Source organism: Streptomyces sp. NPDC019890, assembly GCF_044903445.1.
In the GTDB taxonomy this organism is placed as follows: Bacteria; Actinomycetota; Actinomycetes; order Streptomycetales; family Streptomycetaceae; genus Streptomyces.
The window spans coordinates 284,569-303,626 of sequence record NZ_JBJDQK010000003.1 but is presented as its reverse complement, the minus strand read 5'-3'; the positions used below and the strand labels follow the sequence as shown (position 1 = coordinate 303,626).

Below are 19,058 nucleotides of genomic sequence, written 5' to 3'. Positions count from 1 at the left end.
AATATTCCGTCTGGTGGAATGTACAAATGGGCGGGCCGCCGCTCAGGCGTGGGCCCTTTATGCACCCTCGGGGGCGACCAGAGCGAAGGTCTGCCGGGCGATCTCCATTTCCTCATCCGTCGGTACCACTGCCACCGCGACCCGTGCGGAAGCCGCCGAGATGATCCGTGCCCGGTCTGAGCGCTCGGCGTTGAGCTCCGGGTCCAGCGTCATCCCCAGCTCCTCCAGGCCGGCGATGGCAGCCTCGCGCACCGGCGCCGCGTTCTCACCGACCCCGGCGGTGAAGGCGATCGCGTCCACCCTGCCGAGTACCGCGTAGTAGGCACCGATGTACTTCTTCAGACGGTGGATGTAGATCTCGAAGGCGAGCCGCGCCCGCTCGTCGCCCTCGTCGATCCGGCGGCGGATCTCCCGCATGTCGTTGTCACCGCACAGACCCAGCAGGCCGCTCTTCTTGTTGAGAAGTTCGTCGATATCGTCCGCCGACATTCCCGCGACCCGCTTGAGGTGGAACGTGACCGCGGGGTCGATGTCACCGGAGCGGGTGCCCATCACCAGGCCCTCCAGCGGCGTCAGCCCCATCGAGGTGTCCACGCACCGGCCGCCGGCCACCGCCGACGCGGATGCGCCGTTGCCCAGGTGCAGCACGATGACGTTCACCTCGGACGGGTCCTTGCCGAGCAGGGCCGCGGTCCGGCGGGAGACATACGCGTGCGAGGTGCCGTGGAAGCCGTAGCGGCGGATCCGGTGGGCGTCCGCCGTCTCGATGTCGATGGCGTAGCGGGCGGCCGACTCCGGCATCGTGGTGTGGAACGCGGTGTCGAAGACCGCGACCTGCGGCAGGTCCGGGCGCAGCGCCTGGGCGGTACGGATGCCCGTGATGTTCGCCGGGTTGTGCAGCGGAGCGACCGGGATCAGCCGCTCGATCTCCGCCATCACCTCGTCGGTGATGAGCGTCGGGGCCGTGAACTTCAGCCCGCCGTGCACCACCCGGTGGCCGATGGCGGCCAGTTCGGGGGAGTCGAGGCCGAGCCCGTCCTGCGTCAGCTCCTCGGCGACCGCCTTCAGGGCCGCGCTGTGATCCGCGATCGAGCCGATGCGCTCGCGCTTGCCGGCGCCGCCGGTCAGCGGGGTGTGCACAAGACGCGATGTCTCCTCGCCGATGCGCTCGACGAGCCCGACGGCCAGCCGGGAGGCGTCGCGCATGTCCAGAAGCTGGTACTTCACCGACGAGGAACCGGAGTTGAGTACGAGGACACGAGTGGCGGTCATGCGGGGAGCTCCTGACCCTGGGCCTGGATCGCGGTGATCGCGACCGTGTTGACGATGTCGCTGACGAGCGCGCCGCGCGACAGATCGTTCACCGGCTTGCGCAGACCCTGCAGCACCGGCCCGACCGCCACGGCACCGGCCGAGCGCTGCACGGCCTTGTAGGTGTTGTTGCCGGTGTTGAGGTCGGGGAAGATCAGCACCGTCGCCCGGCCCGCCACCTCGGAGTCCGGCAGCTTTGTCGCGGCGACGGACGGCGCGACGGCCGCGTCGTACTGGATCGGGCCCTCGATCCGCAGATCCGGGCGCGCCTCGCGCACCAGCTTGGTCGCCTCGCGCACCTTGTCGACATCGGCGCCGGAGCCGGAGGTGCCGGTGGAGTAGGAGAGCATCGCGATCCGCGGCTCCACGCCGAAACGGGCCGCCGTCGCCGCCGACTGGACCGCGATGTCCGCGAGCTGCTCGGCGTTCGGGTCGGGGTTGACGGCGCAGTCGCCGTACACCAGCACTCTGTCGGCGAGGCACATGAAGAAGACGGACGAGACGATCGAGGCGTCCGGCTTAGTCTTGATGATCTCGAAGGCCGGGCGGATCGTCGCGGCCGTGGAGTGCACCGCGCCCGACACCATGCCGTCGGCCAGGCCCTCCTGGACCATCAGCGTGCCGAAGTAGTTCACGTCCGCCACGACGTCGTACGCCAGCTCCACCGTCACGCCCTTGTGGGCGCGCAGCTGCGCGTACCGCTCCGCGAAGCGCTGGCGCAGCTCGGAGGTCTGCGGGTCGATCAGCCGGCTGCCGCCGAGGTCGATACCCAGGTCGGCGGCCTTCTTGCGGATGATCTCGGTGTCCCCGAGCAGGGTCAGATCGCAGACGTCGCGGCGCGCCAGCACATCGGCGGCGCGCAGGACCCGCTCCTCGGTGCCCTCGGGGAGCACGACGCGGCGGCGGTGGGCGCGGGCCTGCTCGAGGAGGTCGTGCTCGAACATCATCGGGGTGACCCGGCCACTGCGGGCCACCGCGAGCCGGGCCAGCAGTTCGCCGGTGTCGACATGGCGCTCGAACAGGCCGAGCGCCGTCTCCGCCTTGCGCGGCGTGGAGGCGTTCAACTTGCCTTCGAGGCCGAAGAGTTCGGTCGCGGTCGGGAAGCTGTTGCCGGGGACGGAGACCACCGGGGTGCCGGGTGCGAGCCGGGCGGCGAGCGTCAGGATCTCCTCGGTCGGCCGCTCGTTCAGCGTCAGCAGTATGCCCGCGATGGGTGGGGTGCCCGCCGAGTGCGCGGCCAGCGCGCCCACCACGATATCGGCGCGGTCGCCGGGGGTGACGACCATGCAGCCGGGAGTCAGAGCGTTCAGGAGGTTCGGCAGCATCGCGCCGCCGAAGACGAAGTCGAGCGCGTCCCGGGCCAGGCCCGAGTCGTCGCCGAGCAGCACGGTGCCGCCCAGGGCGTGGGTGATCTGGGCGACCGTGGGGGCCGCGAGTGCCGGCTCGTCGGGCAGCGCGTAGCAGGGGACCGGGAGGCGGGCCGTCAGCCGCTCGACGATGGTCTCGCGCTCCGCGGGGGCGACCCGGTTGACGACCATGGCGAGAACATTGCAGCCCAGGGCTTCGTACGCGCGGTGGGCGTTGCGTGTCTCGGCCCGTACCGCCTCGGCCGTCTGTCCCTTGCCGCCGACCACCGCGATCACCGAGGCGCCGAACTCGTTGGCGAGCCGGGCATTGAGCGCGAGCTCGTCGGGAAGCTGGGTGCCGGAGTAGTCCGTGCCGAGTACGAGCACGATCTCGTAGTCCCGGGCGACATGCAAAAAGCGCTCGACGATCCAGGAGACCAGCTCGTCGGTGCCCTTCTCGGCCTGCAGGGCCGCGGCCTCGTGATAGTCCATGCCGCAGGCCGACGCGGGGTCCTGCGACAGCCGGTAGCGGGTCCGCAGCAGGTCGAACAGCCGGTCAGGTCCGTCGTGCACCAGTGGCCGGAAGACGCCCACCCGGTCCACCTGGCGGGTCAGGAGCTCCATGACTCCCAGCTCGACGACCTGCCGGCCGTCCCCGCGGTCGATCCCGGTCACGTACACGCTGCGCGTCACGTGTCCTCTCCCGTCCATGCTGTCGCGTACGGAATGGGTGTTCCGCACAAAGGGGCCATATGGTCGTGCGTAAGGTGGTGTATACAAAAAATCCGCTCGGGGCGGCGCTGCCCTCTTGACAGTACCTCCGCGGGTGGTTAGGGCGCCCGCCGGACGGGGTCGGATCCAAGGGCCCCGCGAGCGAGCGCCAAGCGTCGTCCGGCCCAGTAGGCGCAGCGGCTGGGAGCGCGGGTTCCCCGAGGCCCGTGGAACAATCGAATCCGGGCTCACGTGTACCACTGACGGGCAGGAGACACAGCACAATGCGCATCGGAGTTCTCACGGCAGGCGGCGACTGTCCCGGCCTGAACGCAGTGATCCGGTCGGTTGTGCACCGCGCCCTCACCGGCCACGGCGATGAAGTCATCGGTTTCGAGGACGGGTTCAGGGGGCTGCTGGACGGCCACTACCGCATGCTCGACCTCAACGCGGTCAGCGGCATCCTCGCCCGCGGCGGCACGATCCTCGGCTCCACCCGCCTGGAGCGGTCCAGGCTGCGTGAAGCCGCCGAGAACGCTTCGGAGTTGGCGAAGAAGTACGACCTGGACGCGCTCATCCCGATCGGCGGCGAGGGCACGCTCACCGCGTCCCGGATGCTCGCCGACGCCGGGATGCCCGTCGTCGGCGTACCGAAGACCATCGACAACGACATCTCGTCCACCGACCGCACCTTCGGCTTCGACACCGCCGTCACGGTCGCCACGGAGGCCATCGACCGCCTCAAGACCACCGCGGAGTCGCACCAGCGCGTGATGGTCGTCGAGGTCATGGGCCGGCACGCGGGCTGGATCGCGCTGGAGTCGGGAATGGCGGGCGGTGCGCACGGCATCTGTCTGCCCGAGCGGCCCTTCCAGGTCGAGGACCTGATGAAGATGATCGAGGAGCGTTTCTCGCGCGGCAAGAAGTTCGCGGTCATCTGCGTCGCGGAGGGAGCGCACCCGGCCGAGGGCTCGATGGACTACGGGAAGGGCGAGATCGACCAGTACGGCCACGAGCGTTTCCAGGGGATCGGCAACCGCCTCGCGTCGGAGCTGGAGAGGCGGCTCGGCAAGGAGGCGCGGCCGGTGATCCTCGGGCATGTGCAGCGCGGTGGCACGCCGACGGCGTACGACCGGGTGCTCGCGACGCGCTTCGGCTGGCATGCGGTGGAGGCGGTGCACCGCGGGGAGTTCGGGATGATGACCGCGCTGCGCGGCACGGACGTGCTGATGGTGCCGTTGGCGCAGGCGGTCACCCGGCTGAAGACCGTGCCGGGGAACCGGATGCTGGAGGCGGAGTCGGTCTTCTGACCCTGCGCCTGCGAGGTCCCCGGACAGGGCCTAGTGGCCTTGATCGCACCCCCGTGGGCGATCAAGGCCACTCGCGCTTCCCCCGTCCCTTTCCGCCGCGGATGGCGCAGATCACTCTTGAGCGAAGTGGCGTGAATGACAAGGCTGTTCCGTGTCCGGGACATGTCCCAGCTCTGTCCCAGCACGTGTGAAGTGGAGAGGGAGGGACGTATGGCCTCAGCCGGGCAGAGCGCTCCGGATCCGGAACTGGCCCAGAACTCGGCCGAGTTCGTCGCCCAGATGCAGGCGCTCAAGGAGTGGTCGGGCCTGACCTACCGGGAGTTGACGGCCCGGGCCGACGCTGCCGGTGACGTACTGCCGCGCTCGACCGTCGCCAATATGCTCAGCCGCTCCACGGTGCCGCGCGAGGAACTGGTGGCGGCTTTTGCGCGCGCCTGCGGCTGCGGCCCCGGGGCGACCGAGACCTGGCTGCGCGTCCGCAAGGAGCTCGCCCGGCGGGAACGGCAGTCCCTTGAGGTGCCTGAGTACGACGTCGGCGACATGGAGCCGGGCCCCGGTGCCGAGGAGCCGCCGCCGGCACAGCCGCGCAGGCCCTGGCTGGTCCGCGCCGTGCTGCCGTCGGCCGTCGCGGTGCTGGGTGTGGCCGCGCTGGCGGTGACGCTCGCGACCCGCGACTCCGACGCGTCGAAGGAGGAGGGCAGGAAACAGCGGCCGAGCGCGGCGAAGACGGAGAAGCCGGTGACCTACCTGCCGCCGGGCCCTCCCCGGCCCGGGCGCCTGCAGATCAGGGCCGTTCACTCGGGGCTGTGCCTGGCGGAGGACGGCGGGCAGAACGGTCAGCTCTACCAGCAGCCGTGCGCCCCCGGCACCATCCCGCGCTTCTCCCTGAAGCAGGTCGGGCCCGGCTGGCGGATCGTGACCTTCCACAAGACGTACGGCGAGGGCTGCACCGGCGTCATGGAGAAGTCGACGGAGATCGGCGCCCCCGTCGAGGACCAGGAGTGCGGCAAGCGTGGCCCGGCCGAGGCCTTCCGCTTCGAGCCGGTGGGCACGCCGGTACGTGGCTACCGGCTGCGGCCTGTGCACACCGGCCTCTGCGCCGGGGTGGAGAACGCCGTCACCAGGTCTGGCGCCGAGATACGCCAGCTGGCCTGCACGGAGGACGGGAAGGGCCAGCTGTTCGCGTTCGAGCGCGAGGCAGGTACGCCGTAGCGGGCGCCCGAGCGCGGCGCGCCCCGCCAGGGCCTAAGCGCGGGCCAGCGCCCAGAAGTGCTCGACGATCCGGTCCAGGAACTCCCGGCCCGGCTCACCGGTGTCCTGAGAGGCCGGGCCCCAGCTGAGCGTCGCCACCATCCGGGACTGGTACTCCGAGTGCAGCTGTTCCAGCACGTCCTCGATGTGCTCCCGGTCCATCGGCAGCATCTTCGCCACCGGGCGCACATACGCCTGCCAGCGCGCCTTCACCGCGTCCCGCAGCACCTCCGCGAGCTCGGGGTCCCGCCCAGTGGCCATCAGCAGCTCGCGCGGCCCCAGGTCCAGCACCTCGGCGAGCAGGGTCGTCTGCCGCTCATTGCCGCGCCAGCGCCCGGTCTGCTCCATGCGCAGATACGCACCCGCCTCCATGCCCACCCGCCGCGCCAGGTCGTCGGGCGCGAACCCGCGCGACATCCGGTGTTCGCGCAGGGTGGTCGCCTCGGTGAGCAGATCGGTCGGCGCACACCACAACACCCCGGCGAGCGCGGTGAGTTCACGCGAGCCGGGAGCGGCGAGCCCCCGTTCCCAGGAGACCACCGTGTCGGGTGAGACGTGGAGCCCGTACTGCGCGCGCAGACCGTACGCGACATGGCCGGGAGCCATACCGAGGGCCTCGCGCAGTCGGCGCGCGGCGGGGGCATTGAAGGGCGGGGACGGGGTGTGGTGCTGCACGCGGCCACGCTAGAGGGCGAAGAGGCGCGGCGACTACGGTGTGTTCACCCAACGCGACTTGTCGTAGGAAGGTATGAGCTGATCGCTACCGTTTGGTAACGTCGCGTGAGGGATCACTGTGCCGAGGGGATGCCCGGCCGTCAACCCTTGACCGCGCCACCCAGCGCGAAGCCGCCGCCCAGCCTGCGGGCGATCAGCACGTACAGCACCAGCACCGGCGCCGAGTACAGGATCGAGAACGCCGCGAGCTGGCCGTAGATCACCGAGCCGTAGTTGCCGAAGAAGGTGAAGATCGAGACGGACGCGGGCAGTTGCTCGGGGCTCAGGATCAGCATGAACGGTACGAAGAAATTCCCCCAGAGCTGGATGAAGGTGTAGATCGTCACCACGGTCAGCCCCGGCCCCATCAGCGGCAGCACCACCTTGACCAGCGTCTGCAGACTCGACGCGCCGTCCGTCCAGGCCGCCTCCTCCAATACCACCGGGACGCCGTCCATGAAGTTCTTCATCAGCCAGATGGCGAACGGCAGGGAGGAGGCGGCGAGGAAGAGACCCGTGCCGTACATCGTGTCGATCAGATCGACCTGTACGAACAGGCCGTAGACCGGGACCATGATCGCGGTGATCGGCAGGCAGGTCGTGAACAGGATCGTCAGCAGATACGAGCGCCCCCAGCGCGACTGGTGGCGCGAGAGCGGATACGCGGCGAGCGCCGCGCAGACCACCGTCAGCAGGGTCGCGCCGCCGCACAGCAGCAGGCTGTTGAGCATCGGCGTGAAGGTGATCTCGTCGGTCAGCACCGCGTCGAAGTTGTCCGCGGTGACCGCCGAAGGGGCTCGCAGGCGCAGGTCCGCCTCCGTGTCCAGCGAGGCCAGCACCAGCCAGATCAGCGGCAGCGCGAAGGCCGCCGCGGTCAGCAGCAGGGCGGCGTCGGCCGTGAGCCGGGTCCGGGTGGTCCGGCGCATCACAGCTCCACCTTCATCAGACGCAGATAGACGACCGAGAAGAGCGAGCCCACCAGCAGAAGCAGCAGCGCCACCGCCGTGCCGTAGCCGATCAGGCTCTTCAGGAACGCCTGGTCGTACATGAACACCGGCAGCGTCTGGCTGCGGTTGCCGGGTCCGCCCCGCGTCATCGCCCAGATCAGTCCGAAGACCGACAGCGTGGAGAGCGTGTTCAGCATCAGATTCGTGCCGATGGAGCGGCGGATCATCGGCAGCGTGATGTGCCAGACACGACGAGGGCCGCTCGCCCCGTCGACCTCCGCCGCCTCCGTGATCTCGCGCGGGATCTCGGCGAGCGCGGCCGAGTAGATGAGCATCGAGAAGGCGGTCCCGCGCCAGACGTTGGCGAAGGACACGGCCAGGATCGGCAGCGTGAACAGCCAGTTCTGGGAGGGCAGATGGAGCCAGTCGAGCAGGGCGTTCAGCGTCCCCTCGCGGCGGAAGAAGGTGTACAGCAAGAACGCTGCGACGATCTCCGGCAGCACCCAGGCGGTGATCACCAGGGTGCCGGTGAGGGTCCGTACGGGACGGGACGCGGCCCTCATCAGACCGGCCAGCGCCAGGCCAAGGGTGTTCTGGCCGAGCACCGCCGAGACAAAGGTGAAGACGAGGGTGAGCCAGACGGCGTTACGGAAGTCGTCGTCCGCGAACGCCCGGCGGAAGTTGTCCAGGCCCACGAAGCCGGAGCCGGACGCGCCCGTCAGCTGGGTGTCGGTGAAGGCGATCCAGACGCAGTAGCCGATCGGGCCGGCCAGAAAGAGCAGCAGCAGGAGGGTGGCGGGGGCGATCGGCGCCCACCGCCAGGGCCACCTTCGCTCCGTGCTCACCTGGTGACGACCGCGCCGTCGACGATGGTCTTCAGCTGGTCGTCGTACGCCTTCGCCGCGTCCTTTGCCGAAGCGTCACCCGTGGTCACCTTCTCCATCGCCTCGCCGATGGCCGAGGAGACCTGCGGATAGACGGGCAGCGCGGGCCGGTAGTGCGTGTACTGCACGAGCCCGGTGAAGAAGTCGATGCCCGGCATCGACCTGAGATACCTCGGATCGGCGGCGACGTCCTTGCGTACCGCGATCTGGGCGTCGACGATCGTCCACTCGACCGCGTTCGCCCTGGTCTGCATCGTCTTGATGAACTCCCAGGCCAGATCCGCGTTCTTGGACTTCTGCGGGATCGCCCAGGTCCAGCCGCCGGACATCGACACCTTGCCGGGGGCCTGACCGTTCTGTGTCGGCATCGGGGCCCGGCCGAGCTTCTGCTCCCAGTCGGGCCACGCCTTGGGGCCCTTGTTCACCCAGTTCTGGCCCATCCACGATCCGTCGAGTGCGATCGCCAGCTTGCCCTCGGGCAGAAACTCGGTGGCCACACGGGTGTTGACGTTCGGGTCGAGGGCGTCGGAGACGTCGGGGCCGAGCTTTTGCGCGTACACCGTCCGTACGAAGTCGAGCGCGTCCCTGAAGCCCTTGCTGCCCGTCACCCACTTCTTGGCGGCCGGGTCGTAGAGGGGGTCGGCGCCGGTGCCGTACGCCAGCATCTCGAAGCCCTGCATCACGGCCGCCTCGCCGACTCCCTTGCCGGTGTAGACATTGAGCGGGATGACGCCGGGGACCTTCTGCTTGATGGTGCGGGCGGCGGTGAGGATCTCGGCCCAGCTCCTCGGCTGCCAGTTCGCGGGCAGGCCGGCCTTGGCGAAGATCTCCTTGTTGAACCAGAGGCCGCGGGTGTCCGTGCCGTCCGGGATGCCGTACGTCCTGCCGTCCTCGGCCTTGGCCGCGGCCTTCGCCGTGTCGGCGAACTGGCTCCACACCGCCCACGTGCCGATGTAGTCGTCGAGCGGCTTCAGATACCCGGCCTTGATGTCGGAGTTGATCCGGAAGGTGTCCTCGTAGACCAGGTCGGGCGCGGTCTTGGAGGACCGCATCATCTGCTGTGCCTTGGTGGCGTAGTCGTTGTCCGGCGCCTGGATCGGGACGAGTTTGACCTTCTTGCCCGGGTGGTCCTTCTCGAACTGCTTCTTCATCGACTCCAGGAACTGGTCCTTGAAGCGGATGTTGTTGTCGGTCGAGCGGTTGTAGGCGACCTTGACGGTGTCGGCGCTGCTTCCGGAGCCGGAGCCGCAGGCGGTGAGCGAACCGGCGGCGAGCGTGGTGACGAGGAATAAGAGCGGGGCGGTGGGGCGCACGGGCACGACCTCCTCTTCAGCCGTGAGGGCTGCCCCGAGAACGTAGGACTGCCCGTGACCAAGGTCAATCCCCATGCAAGCCAAGGTCGTTGGCCAGGTCCTGTCCGGTCGGTCAGCCCGGCCTGATTGGCCGGACAGGGCCTAGCGGCGGGCCGGCTTCCAGCGGTACTGGAGCTCGGGGCGCCCGATCTGTCCGTACTGCGGGGCGCGTGCGGCGCGGCCCTCGGTGACCAGATGCTCCAGATAGCGGCGCGCGGTGATCCGCGAGATCCCGACGGCCGCGGCGGCCTCGGTTGCGGTGAGCCCGGCGGCGGATGCGCGCAGGGTACGGGTCACCGCGGCCAGCGTCGGGGCGCTCAGTCCCTTGGGCAGACCCCCGACCTGGGGTGCGCGCAGCGCGCCGAGCGCGCGGTCCACCTCGTCCTGGCCGCTGGCCTCACCGGCGGCGGCGCGGAACTCGGCGTACCGGGTGAGACGGTCGCGGAGGGTGGCGAAGGTGAACGGCTTCAGGACGTACTGGACGACGCCGAGGGAGACGCCCTCGCGGACGATCGCGAGGTCGCGGGCGGAGGTGACGGCGATGACGTCGGCGGAGTGCCCGGCGGCACGGAGGGACCGTACGAGATGGAGGCCGTGCCCGTCGGGCAGATAGAGGTCCAGCAGCAGCAGATCGACCGCGGTCCGCTCCAGCAGCCGCACGGCTTCGGACCGCGAGTGCGCGACCCCGGCGACGTCGAAACCGGCGACGCGACGGACATAGAGGGCGTGTGCGTCGGCGGCGACGGGGTCGTCCTCGACGACCAGAACTCTGATGAGGGTGTCGCTCACCTGGCCACCTCCGTGGTGCGCTGCGCGCGGGCGCGGATCGTGGCCCTGCGCGGGGCGTTCGTCATGTGCGCACCTCACTCGTCTGCAGCGGCAGGCGTACGGTGAACTCCGCACCGCCGTCCGGACCCTGCGTCAGATCCACCGTGCCGCGGCTACGGTGCACCGCCTGGCGGACGAGCGCCAGCCCCAGGCCCCGGCCCGCGCCGTGGGTGGACCAGCCGCGACGGAAGACCTCCTCCGTGTCCGCCGGGTCGATGCCCGCACCCGTGTCCGCGACACTCAGCAGCAGCTCGCCGTGGTCCGCGTGCGCGGTGACCGTCACCCGGGCGCGCGCCGGCCGCCCTCCGTCCCCGGTCCGGCTGCCCGCCGCCGCCTCCGACGCCGCGTCGACCGCGTTGTCGATCAGGTTGCCCAGGATCGTCACCAGGGTGCGGGCCGGCAGCGAGGGCGGCAGGACGCCGTCATCGATACGGCTGTCCTCCGCGAGGACCAGCTCCACGCCGCGCTCGTTCGCCTGCGCCGCCTTGCCGAGCAGCAGCGCGGCCAGCACCGGCTCACCGACCGCGCCCACCACGCGGTCGGTCAGCACCTGCGCCAGCTCCAGCTCCGCGGTGGCGAAGTCGATCGCCTCGTCCGCCCTGCCGAGCTCGATCAGCGAGACGACCGTGTGAAGCCGGTTGGCGGCCTCGTGCGCCTGGGACCGCAAGGCCTGGGTGAAGCCGCGCTCGGAATCCAACTCGCCCGAGAGCGCCTGGAGTTCGGTGTGGTCCCGCAGCGTGACCACCGTGCCGCGCTGCTCCCCGCCCACGACGGGACTGGTGTTCACCACGATGACCCGGTCGGCGGTCAGATGGACCTCGTCGACCCTCGGCTCGGCCGCCAGCAGCGCGCCGGTCAGCGGGGCCGGCAGGCCGAGCTCCGCCACCTGGCGGCCCACCGCGTCCTCGTCCAGGCCGAGCAGCTCCCGCGCCCCGTCGTTGACCAGCGCGATCCGTCGCCGCCCGTCGAGCATCAGCAGCCCCTCACGCACCGCGTGCAGCGCGGCCTCGTGGTAGTCGTGCATCCGGCTCAGCTCGGCCGCGTTCATACCGTGCGTGTGCCGCCGCAGCCGCGCGTTGATCACATACGTACCGAGGCCGCCGAGCGCCAGTGCCCCGCCCGCCACCACGAGCAGCCCGGCCACCTGCTTGCTCGCCTGCTCGCTGATCTTCTCGATGGTGATGCCCGCGCTGACGAGCCCGGTGATCTTCCCGTTGTCGTACACGGGAGCCACCGTCCGTACCGAGGGACCGAGCGTACCCAGGTGCTTCTCGCTGTAGATCTTGCCCTGCAGCGCCTCGTCGATGCTGCCGAGGTACTTCCTGCCGATCTCGCCCGGCTCCGGATGCGTCCACCGGGTGCCGTCCGGAGCCATGATCACGATGAAGTTGACGCCCGCGTCGCGGCGCAGCCGCTCCGTGTACGGCTGAAGCTGGTCCGTCGGATGCGCGGAGCGCACCGCGGCGACGACCGAGGGGGACCGGGCGACGGCGGTTGCGGCGGCCCTGGACTGCCGGCGTGCGGTCTCCTCGGCCTGGGAGCGGTCGGTGAGATAGGTGAAGAGCGCGCAGCCCGCGACGATCGCCGCGACCAGTACGACCTGCATCGCGAAGAGCTGACCCGCGAGGCTGCGGGGGCGAGGTATGCGCATGCAGTCAGTCTGCCTGGCCGGAATTGCGTGAACGAAACGAACGTAACGGTGACCGGGGTCACAGGGTGGTGGATAGTCGCGGCATCCATAGGGACATGGACGCATGTGAAATCTAGGAGGACCCCGTGGCCACAGGAGCCGTCAGGCGGGACCGGACCCACTATCTCTACATAGCCGTGATCATCGCGGTGGCGCTGGGCATCGCCGTTGGCCTGGCTGCCCCCGAGTTCGCCGTCGAGCTCAAGCCACTGGGTACCGGCTTTGTGAACCTGATCAAGATGATGATCTCGCCGATCATCTTCTGCACGATCGTGCTGGGCATCGGCTCGGTACGGAAGGCCGCCAAGGTCGGGGCGGTCGGCGGTATCGCGCTCGGCTACTTCGTGGTGATGTCGCTGGTCGCGCTCGGCATCGGCCTGGTCGTCGGCAACATCCTGGAGCCCGGCACGGGCCTGGCCCTGACCGACGCGGTCAAGGACGCGGGCCAGGGGGCGGTCTCCACCGAGGCCAAGGACACCACCGAATTCCTGCTCGGGATCATCCCGACCACGATCGTCTCGGCCTTCACCACGGGTGAGGTCCTGCAGACGCTCCTCATCGCGCTGCTCGTCGGTTTCGCGCTGCAGGCGATGGGCTCGGCGGGCCGGCCGGTGCTGCGCGGCGTGGAGCACATCCAGCGGCTCGTCTTCCGCGTGCTCGCGATGATCATGTGGGCCGCGCCCATCGGTGCCTTCGGCGCGATCGCCGCGGTCACCGGGTCTGCCGGCCTGGACGCGCTCAAGAGCCTCGCCGTGCTGATGCTCGGCTTCTACGTCACCTGCTTCCTCTTCGTCTTCGTCGTGCTCGCCACGCTGCTGCGCGTCGTCGCGGGCCTCAACATCCTCACGTTCTTCAAGTACCTGGGCCGGGAGTTCCTGCTGATCCTGTCCACCTCCTCGTCCGAGTCCGCCCTGCCGCGGCTCATCGCCAAGATGGAGCACCTGGGCGTGAGCAAGCCGGTGGTCGGCATCACCGTTCCGACCGGCTACTCCTTCAACCTCGACGGCACCATGATCTACATGACCATGGCTTCGCTCTTCATCGCGGATGCGATGGGGCAGCCGATGTCGCTCGGCGAGCAGATCCCGCTCCTCCTCTTCCTGTTCGTCGCCTCCAAGGGTGCTGCGGGCGTCACGGGCGCCGGCCTTGCGACACTGGCGGGCGGTCTGCAGTCGCACCGCCCCGAACTGGTCGACGGCGTCGGCCTGATCGTCGGTATCGACCGCTTCATGAGTGAGGCGCGTGCGCTGACCAACTTCGCGGGCAACGCGGTGGCGACGGTGCTGGTCGGGACATGGACGAAGGAGATCGACAAGGCGCGGGTGGACGAGGTGCTGGCCGGCCGGATTCCGTTCGACGAGAAGACCCTGCTCGACGACGCCCGCGCTGACGAGACGCCGGAGGCCGACGTCGAGGTGCCGGAGCAGCGGGACGATGACGGGGTCCCGGCGAAAGTCTGAGAGCGGGACCTTAGGAGGGCCTGGCATCCGGAGGGCCTGACCTTATGAGGTCCTGACATCCGGAGGGCATGACATGAGCCGGGACCGGCGCACTCGGGGCGCCGGTCCCGGCTCCTTCCGTAGCGCCGACCCCGGACCACCGGCGGGCGGAACAGCCCGCCCCCGGCCTATAGCCCCGCCACGATCTCCCGCGCCCGCTCGGCCCCCACGCCCGACCGGTGCCGCGGCCGCCGAAGCTGTCACGGACGCCTCCACGGATGCCGACGCTGCTACGGAGGCCGCCCCGGCCGCGGAGGCGATCACCGACGAAGTGGTGGTCCGTACCGAAGGCACCACGGCCTCCTTCGCCAAGGAACTGGTGCGGCGCTCGGTCCTGGTCGGCGCGGAACGGGGCGCGCCGCGCACCGGTTCCGAGGACGTCCGGACCGCGCTCGACGAACTGCTCTCGGACCGGGACGCCCTGACCCGCAGGCTGCTGGGCGTCCCGGACCCGGAGGCGGAGTAGCAGTCACTGCTGGATCGGATTGCCGTCCGTCCCGCAGATGTACCCCGCGACGATGCAGTTGGCCACCCGGCGCTTCAGCTCACCGTCGTCCCACGCGTTGAAGAAGTCGCCGTGGAAGGTGTAGCCGGGCGCGTTGGTGACATTGGCTCCGTTCCTGGTGCCCGCGAGGGTGAGCCCGCCGCCGTTCACCGGCCAGGTGATCAGCAGTTCAAGACGCGGCACGACCACCGGGTGCGAGGCGGGACAGGTCTGCCCCACCGCGTACGCCATGTGATCCCGGTGGTTGGCGGTGTCCAGGTTCTTCCCGTCCCAGCAGGTCGGGAAGTCCAGATAGTTCTCCAGCTTGGTGCCGGGCGGGCAGTTGATGAAGTCCCGGCTGGACTCCGGCCGGCCCACGCACGACCAGCGTGCGGCCGGGTTCTGGTCGGGCGCTGTGGCCAGGGCGTTGCCGACGACGTACCGCAGGCCGCGCGGATGGGCGACGGCCCGGGTGTGGTCGGTGATGCCCTGGTAGTAGACGGTGACCCGTTCGGGGGCCACGGGCACTCCGTTCTGGTAGAGGGTGGGGGTCCAGTATGAGGAAAGGTCGGTCTTCGGCGTGCAGTTGGTCGTGCCTGCGGCCAGCGACTGGAGCGTCGAGGACGCGTTCGCCGTCCGGTTTCCGTAGAACTCATGGATGTGGGAGCGGCCAGCCTGACCGGGGAAGACGATGGGGTCGTCACCCTGGCGGTGGCTGGAGAAGCAGTCCGCGCGGAATTCGCTGCCGCGGACCGGCGCCGCCGCCTGGGCGACGATCGCGGCCGCCTGTTCAGCGGTGAAGGAGTACGCGTGGCCCGCATGGCCCGTGTGACGCGAGGCCGCATCAGGGGCCGGTGAATCGCTCCTCGTGGTCACCCATCCCGCCGTGATCAGGAAGATCACGGCCGCGGTGCTCGCGAGCATTCGGCGGAACATGTGTCGGTCCTCCCGTCAGGATCAGTCGAAGGGGATGCGTACGACGGACTGGTTCCCGACGCCGAGCGTGCTGGCGCCGTTGCCGATGGCGCTCCAGACCTCGATCTGCACCTTGCCGTTGGTCAGATCGCCGAGCGCTCCGGTGGCCGACCTGACGCCCTTCGCCTGCGTGTAGTGCTCGTAGCCCGTCACGGGATCGGTGGCGAAGTAGTTGTACGTCTCCGTCCGGTCCCAGCTGCCGTCGCCGGTACGGTCGTAACTCACCCTGATCTGCTGACCGTTGGCGACCGTGGAGCCCGCGTCCACGAACAGGTCGAACTGCGTGGCCCCGCCGTTGTACTTCCGGGTGATCCCGGTCGAGGTGAAGACCTGCGGGTTGTGCGGGGTGCCGTCGTAGTTGGCGCCGCCCGCCGACGCCAGGCTCAGCGTCGCCGCCGAGGCCGCCGCCTCGCCGGCCCCGCCACCCGTACGCAGATACAGCTGCGAGGAGCCGGACGGCGGCGGTGTGGTGGGCGGCGGCGTGGTCGGCGGGGTTGTCGAGCCGGCGCCGCGGGTCCAGACGGCCACGTAGTCGACGAGCATCGGGCGGCCGGGGACGGTCGCCGCGGTGGGGGTCTTGCCCGCCAGCGCGTCGGGGAACGCGCCGCCGATCGCGACATTGAGCAGGATGAAGTAGCCCGCGTGATTGGTCATGTTCGCCCAGGTCCCGGCGTCCACGCGGTTCTCGGCGACGCTGTGGAAGAGCTGGCCGTCCACGTACCAGCGCAGCTCATTGGGCGAGACGGAGCGGTCCCACTCGAAGCGGTAGGTGTGGAAGGCGGACTGGCAACTGGCCCCCGGGCAGGCGCGGTTGTTGGCGATGCCGCTGGTCTCGTTGCAGGGACCGCCGGGATTGACGCCGCAGTGCAGGACGCCCCAGACGGAGTTGATCCCGTTGACGTTCTCCATGATGTCGAACTCGCCGATGGACGGCCAGTTCCAGTAATTGCCGCGGTAGGGGGAGCCGAGGGCCCAGAAGGCGGGCCAGTAGCCGAGCGCGGCCTGGCCGGTGACATTGGGCATCTGGATGCGGCTCTCGATGCGCAGGGTGCCGCCCGCGGGCGCCTTGAAGTCGGTGCGCCGGGTCTCGATCCGGCCAGAGGTCCAGTTGCCCGCGCCGTCACGGAGCGGGTTGATGCGGAGGTTGCCGCCTCCGTCGAGGGAGAGGTTGTCGGGGTTGTCGGTGTAGTTCTGGATCTCTCCGGTGCCCCAGTTGCCGGGCCCGCCGGGGTAGGCGTGGCCGAGGTCGATCTGCCAGTTGGCGGACGAGGGCAGGGTGCGGTTGGCGCCGTTGAAGTCGTCGCTCCACTGGAGGCTCCAGCCGGGCGTGGGGGGTACGTCGCCGCGCGCGGACCCGGCGCCGGTGACGGCGATGAACCCGGCGAGGGCGACGGCGAGGGCGACGATCAGGGTGAGGAAGGGGGTGCGTCTGATGCGGCTCGTGCTCAAGGAACACCTCCGGGAGGACGGTGCAAAGCGGGTCTTGAGAGCGCTCTCACCAACAGTTTTGTAGATGTAGGCAGAGCGCCCGTCAATAACCCTGGACCGTTAACTTCCTGAACGCGGTACCCGAGTTGGGCTGAATGGCTGGTCAGGAGCGAGGAGGTCGGTGGGCACCCGGAATTTGTTCATCCGCGAGGGCGGCGGGTGCGGGGCGGGACGTGGCCGGCCCGGCGGTCGTGGCGTCGAGTCGTCGGACTGGCGAACTGGCGAACTGGCGGACCGGCGTGGTGGCGTCGGCTCGGCGCCCAGGTGCCCAGGCATGGCGGGCGTGCGGGCGTGTGTGCCTGCCGGGCCGGGCGCGAGGACGACGGCGGCGCGGCGCCCTGCGGCGCCCCGGCGCCCCGGCGCACGGGCGTTCGGGCGTGCGGCCTGCTGGCGCCGAGCCCGACGTTCTAGCCGGCCGCTCCCGGGCGGCCGGCCGTCGCGTTCAGCTCCGCCAGTTCTCCCTCGTCCAGCACCAGATCCGCGGCCGCCGCCGAGGCCCGGATGCTCTGCGGGCGGCTTGCCCCCGGGATCGGGATCACCGTCGGCGACTGCGCCAACAGCCAGGCCAGCGCCACCTGTTGGGGGCTCGCGCCGTGCTCGCGGGCCACGCGGTGGAACGCCTCGTACGGGCCGGGCGTGGACGGGCGGCCGGAGGGGCCGTCCAGGGAGCTGCGGGAGATCCCGCCGAGCGGGCTCCACGGCATGAAGGCGAGTCCCAGCTCCGCGCAGAGCCGCAGCTCCGGCTCGCTGTTGCGCACTTCGGGCGAGTACCGGTTCTGCACGGAGACCAGCCGGTCGCCCAGCACCTTCCTGGCCAGCCGGATCTGGTCCGCGTCCACGTTGGAGATCCCCGCGAGCCGGATCGTTCCCTCCTCCAGCAACTCCCGGAGCGCACCGAGCGAGTCGGCGAAAGGGACGTTCGGGTCCGGCTTGTGCAGCTGGTAGAGGCCGATCGCAGCGACGCCCAGCCGGGCCAGCGATCCCCTGGCGGCCCGCTTCAGGTGGCCCGGGTCGCCGTTGACCGTCCAGTCGCCGTCGTCCGTCCGGCCGCGGCCGCCCTTCGTGGCGACCAGGACGGAGTCCGTGTCACCTCCGTACGCGGCAAGCGCGCGGGCCACGAGCAGCTCGCCCGGACCAGGCTCCCCGCCCGGCGCGTAGTACGAATCGGCCGTGTCGATCAGGGTCACGCCCGCGTCCAGGGCGGCATGGATCGTGGCGAAGGCCTGCCGCTCGTCGGGGTGCCCCTCGATGGACAGCGGCATCGCGCCGAGCCCGATCGCACCGACCTGGAGCTCGCCGAAGCTGCGGTACCGCATTACTTCCCCTCCTTGCCCGTTGCGCCCGTTGCGCCCGAGTCAAGCGTCTCCACGATTGCCTTCGGCAGCCATTGAGAGCTGTGCCGGAAGGTGTAACCCAGTTCCGCCGCACGTGAATTGTCCATGCCGTATGAACGGAAGAAGGAGAACGGCGAGACCTCACCCACCTCCACCGGAAGGAACTCCGCCTTTCCGCCCACCTTGCGCTCGATTTCGGCGCAGATGTCGTCCGTCGTCAGTAGTCCGTACGCATTTGCATTCACCGGACCGGTGAATTCCCGGCCCGCCGTCCAGGCCAGGAAATCGGCGATCTCCTCCACGTAGACATAGGTGGCGGGATGGTTCTCAGCGGGTACGGCGATCGGCTCGTCCGCCCGGATCCGGCTCGCGTAGTGGTCAACCCGTCCGGTGAAGTCGTCGGCCCCGCCCAGTACATGCGCAACGCGCACGGACACGTAGGGGAAGCCCGCATCCCGCGCCAGCACCGCCTCGGCCTGGCGCTTTCCCTCGCCGTAGTACTCCTCGCGGTAGTTCGCGTCGTCCCACGGGGCGGTCAGGTCGACGGTTACCGTCAGCGGGTCGACGGCGTCCTCGCGCACAAGGGTCGTGGAGTGCTCGTACTCGTACACCTCGACGGTGGACGTCATCACATAGCGCCCGGTGCGGCCCGCGAACACCCGCCGGGCGATGTCCGCCTGGCGCGGTGTGTAGCAGACCTGGTCGAAGACGACGTCGAAAGCGCGCGAACCGAGCGCGGCTCTCAGCGAATGCTCGTCGTCCCGGTCCGCGACCAGATGGGTCACCCCCTCGGGTGGTGCGGACGACCCGCGATTGATGACCGTCACCCGGTCTCCCGATTCCAGCAGCCGGGCTATCAGCCGCTTTCCGAAATAGCGGTTTCCGCCGATGACGCAGATCTCACGCATTCCCAACTCCCTCTCTCCGTACGTCA

At 69.8% G+C, this 19,058-nt stretch carries 16 protein-coding genes; 4 read left to right on the top strand and 12 right to left on the bottom strand.

What is annotated here, in order from left to right:
• Nucleotides 1-57: 57 nt before the first annotated feature.
• Entirely contained in the window at nucleotides 58-1,272 is a 1,215-nt protein-coding gene (locus ACI2LP_RS09740; protein WP_404723986.1) for an acetate kinase, read from the bottom strand.
• Nucleotides 1,269-3,350, bottom strand: coding sequence for a phosphate acetyltransferase (gene pta, locus ACI2LP_RS09735; RefSeq protein WP_404723985.1), 2,082 nt, complete (start codon nucleotides 3,348-3,350; stop codon nucleotides 1,269-1,271). The genes ACI2LP_RS09740 and pta overlap by 4 nt, the downstream gene beginning before the upstream one ends.
• Before the next feature lie 302 nt (nucleotides 3,351-3,652).
• On the opposite strand from pta, the gene ACI2LP_RS09730 reads away from it, so the two are divergent.
• Together ACI2LP_RS09730 and ACI2LP_RS09725 are read left to right on the top strand one after the other, a co-directional pair.
• Nucleotides 3,653-4,678 (top strand): 6-phosphofructokinase, encoded by a 1,026-nt coding sequence (locus ACI2LP_RS09730; protein WP_404723984.1) that lies wholly within the window; start codon nucleotides 3,653-3,655, stop codon nucleotides 4,676-4,678.
• 210 nt (nucleotides 4,679-4,888) lie between these two features.
• Nucleotides 4,889-5,890 (top strand): RICIN domain-containing protein, encoded by a 1,002-nt coding sequence (locus ACI2LP_RS09725; RefSeq protein WP_404723983.1) that lies wholly within the window; start codon nucleotides 4,889-4,891, stop codon nucleotides 5,888-5,890.
• A 33-nt stretch (nucleotides 5,891-5,923) separates the two neighbouring features.
• Here the strand turns inward: ACI2LP_RS09725 and ACI2LP_RS09720 are convergent, their stop codons facing one another.
• The 6 genes from ACI2LP_RS09720 to ACI2LP_RS09695 form a co-directional block, all read right to left on the bottom strand.
• Entirely contained in the window at nucleotides 5,924-6,535 is a 612-nt protein-coding gene (locus tag ACI2LP_RS09720) for an XRE family transcriptional regulator (protein ID WP_404724435.1), read from the bottom strand.
• Between the two features lie 209 nt (nucleotides 6,536-6,744).
• Entirely contained in the window at nucleotides 6,745-7,569 is an 825-nt protein-coding gene (locus ACI2LP_RS09715; RefSeq protein WP_404723982.1) for a carbohydrate ABC transporter permease, read from the bottom strand.
• The gene (locus tag ACI2LP_RS09710) at nucleotides 7,569-8,435 is read right to left on the bottom strand and encodes a carbohydrate ABC transporter permease (protein WP_404723981.1); all 867 of its coding nucleotides are present in this window, start codon (nucleotides 8,433-8,435) and stop codon (nucleotides 7,569-7,571) included. Before ACI2LP_RS09710 ends, ACI2LP_RS09715 begins: the two co-directional genes overlap by 1 nt.
• Complete coding sequence (locus ACI2LP_RS09705; RefSeq protein ID WP_404724434.1) at nucleotides 8,432-9,787, bottom strand: extracellular solute-binding protein; 1,356 nt, start codon at nucleotides 9,785-9,787, stop codon at nucleotides 8,432-8,434. Before ACI2LP_RS09705 ends, ACI2LP_RS09710 begins: the two co-directional genes overlap by 4 nt.
• Before the next feature lie 141 nt (nucleotides 9,788-9,928).
• Nucleotides 9,929-10,615 (bottom strand): response regulator, encoded by a 687-nt coding sequence (locus tag ACI2LP_RS09700; RefSeq protein WP_404723980.1) that lies wholly within the window; start codon nucleotides 10,613-10,615, stop codon nucleotides 9,929-9,931.
• Between the two features lie 61 nt (nucleotides 10,616-10,676).
• Entirely contained in the window at nucleotides 10,677-12,305 is a 1,629-nt protein-coding gene (locus ACI2LP_RS09695) for an ATP-binding protein (protein WP_404723979.1), read from the bottom strand.
• 125 nt (nucleotides 12,306-12,430) lie between these two features.
• Between ACI2LP_RS09695 and ACI2LP_RS09690 the strand changes: the two genes are divergently transcribed.
• Both ACI2LP_RS09690 and ACI2LP_RS09685 read left to right on the top strand, forming a co-directional pair.
• Nucleotides 12,431-13,804, top strand: coding sequence for a cation:dicarboxylate symporter family transporter (locus ACI2LP_RS09690; RefSeq protein WP_404723978.1), 1,374 nt, complete (start codon nucleotides 12,431-12,433; stop codon nucleotides 13,802-13,804).
• Between the two features lie 73 nt (nucleotides 13,805-13,877).
• Nucleotides 13,878-14,309 (top strand): hypothetical protein, encoded by a 432-nt coding sequence (locus ACI2LP_RS09685; protein WP_404723977.1) that lies wholly within the window; start codon nucleotides 13,878-13,880, stop codon nucleotides 14,307-14,309.
• Between the two features lie 3 nt (nucleotides 14,310-14,312).
• Here ACI2LP_RS09685 and ACI2LP_RS09680 read toward each other — a convergent pair whose 3' ends face one another.
• The 4 genes from ACI2LP_RS09680 to ACI2LP_RS09665 all read right to left on the bottom strand — a co-directional run bounded on the left by ACI2LP_RS09680 (nucleotide 14,313) and on the right by ACI2LP_RS09665 (nucleotide 19,032).
• On the bottom strand, nucleotides 14,313-15,263 hold the full coding sequence (locus ACI2LP_RS09680) for a DUF1996 domain-containing protein (RefSeq protein ID WP_404723976.1): 951 nt from the start codon (nucleotides 15,261-15,263) through the stop codon (nucleotides 14,313-14,315).
• Nucleotides 15,264-15,284: 21 nt separating this feature from the next.
• Complete coding sequence (locus ACI2LP_RS09675) at nucleotides 15,285-16,751, bottom strand: glycoside hydrolase family 16 protein (RefSeq protein WP_404723975.1); 1,467 nt, start codon at nucleotides 16,749-16,751, stop codon at nucleotides 15,285-15,287.
• 446 nt (nucleotides 16,752-17,197) lie between these two features.
• Nucleotides 17,198-18,106, bottom strand: coding sequence for an aldo/keto reductase (locus tag ACI2LP_RS09670; RefSeq protein ID WP_404723974.1), 909 nt, complete (start codon nucleotides 18,104-18,106; stop codon nucleotides 17,198-17,200).
• The gene (locus tag ACI2LP_RS09665) at nucleotides 18,106-19,032 is read right to left on the bottom strand and encodes an NAD-dependent epimerase/dehydratase family protein (protein WP_404723973.1); all 927 of its coding nucleotides are present in this window, start codon (nucleotides 19,030-19,032) and stop codon (nucleotides 18,106-18,108) included. The genes ACI2LP_RS09670 and ACI2LP_RS09665 overlap by 1 nt, the downstream gene beginning before the upstream one ends.
• Between the last annotated feature and the right edge of the window lie 26 nt (nucleotides 19,033-19,058).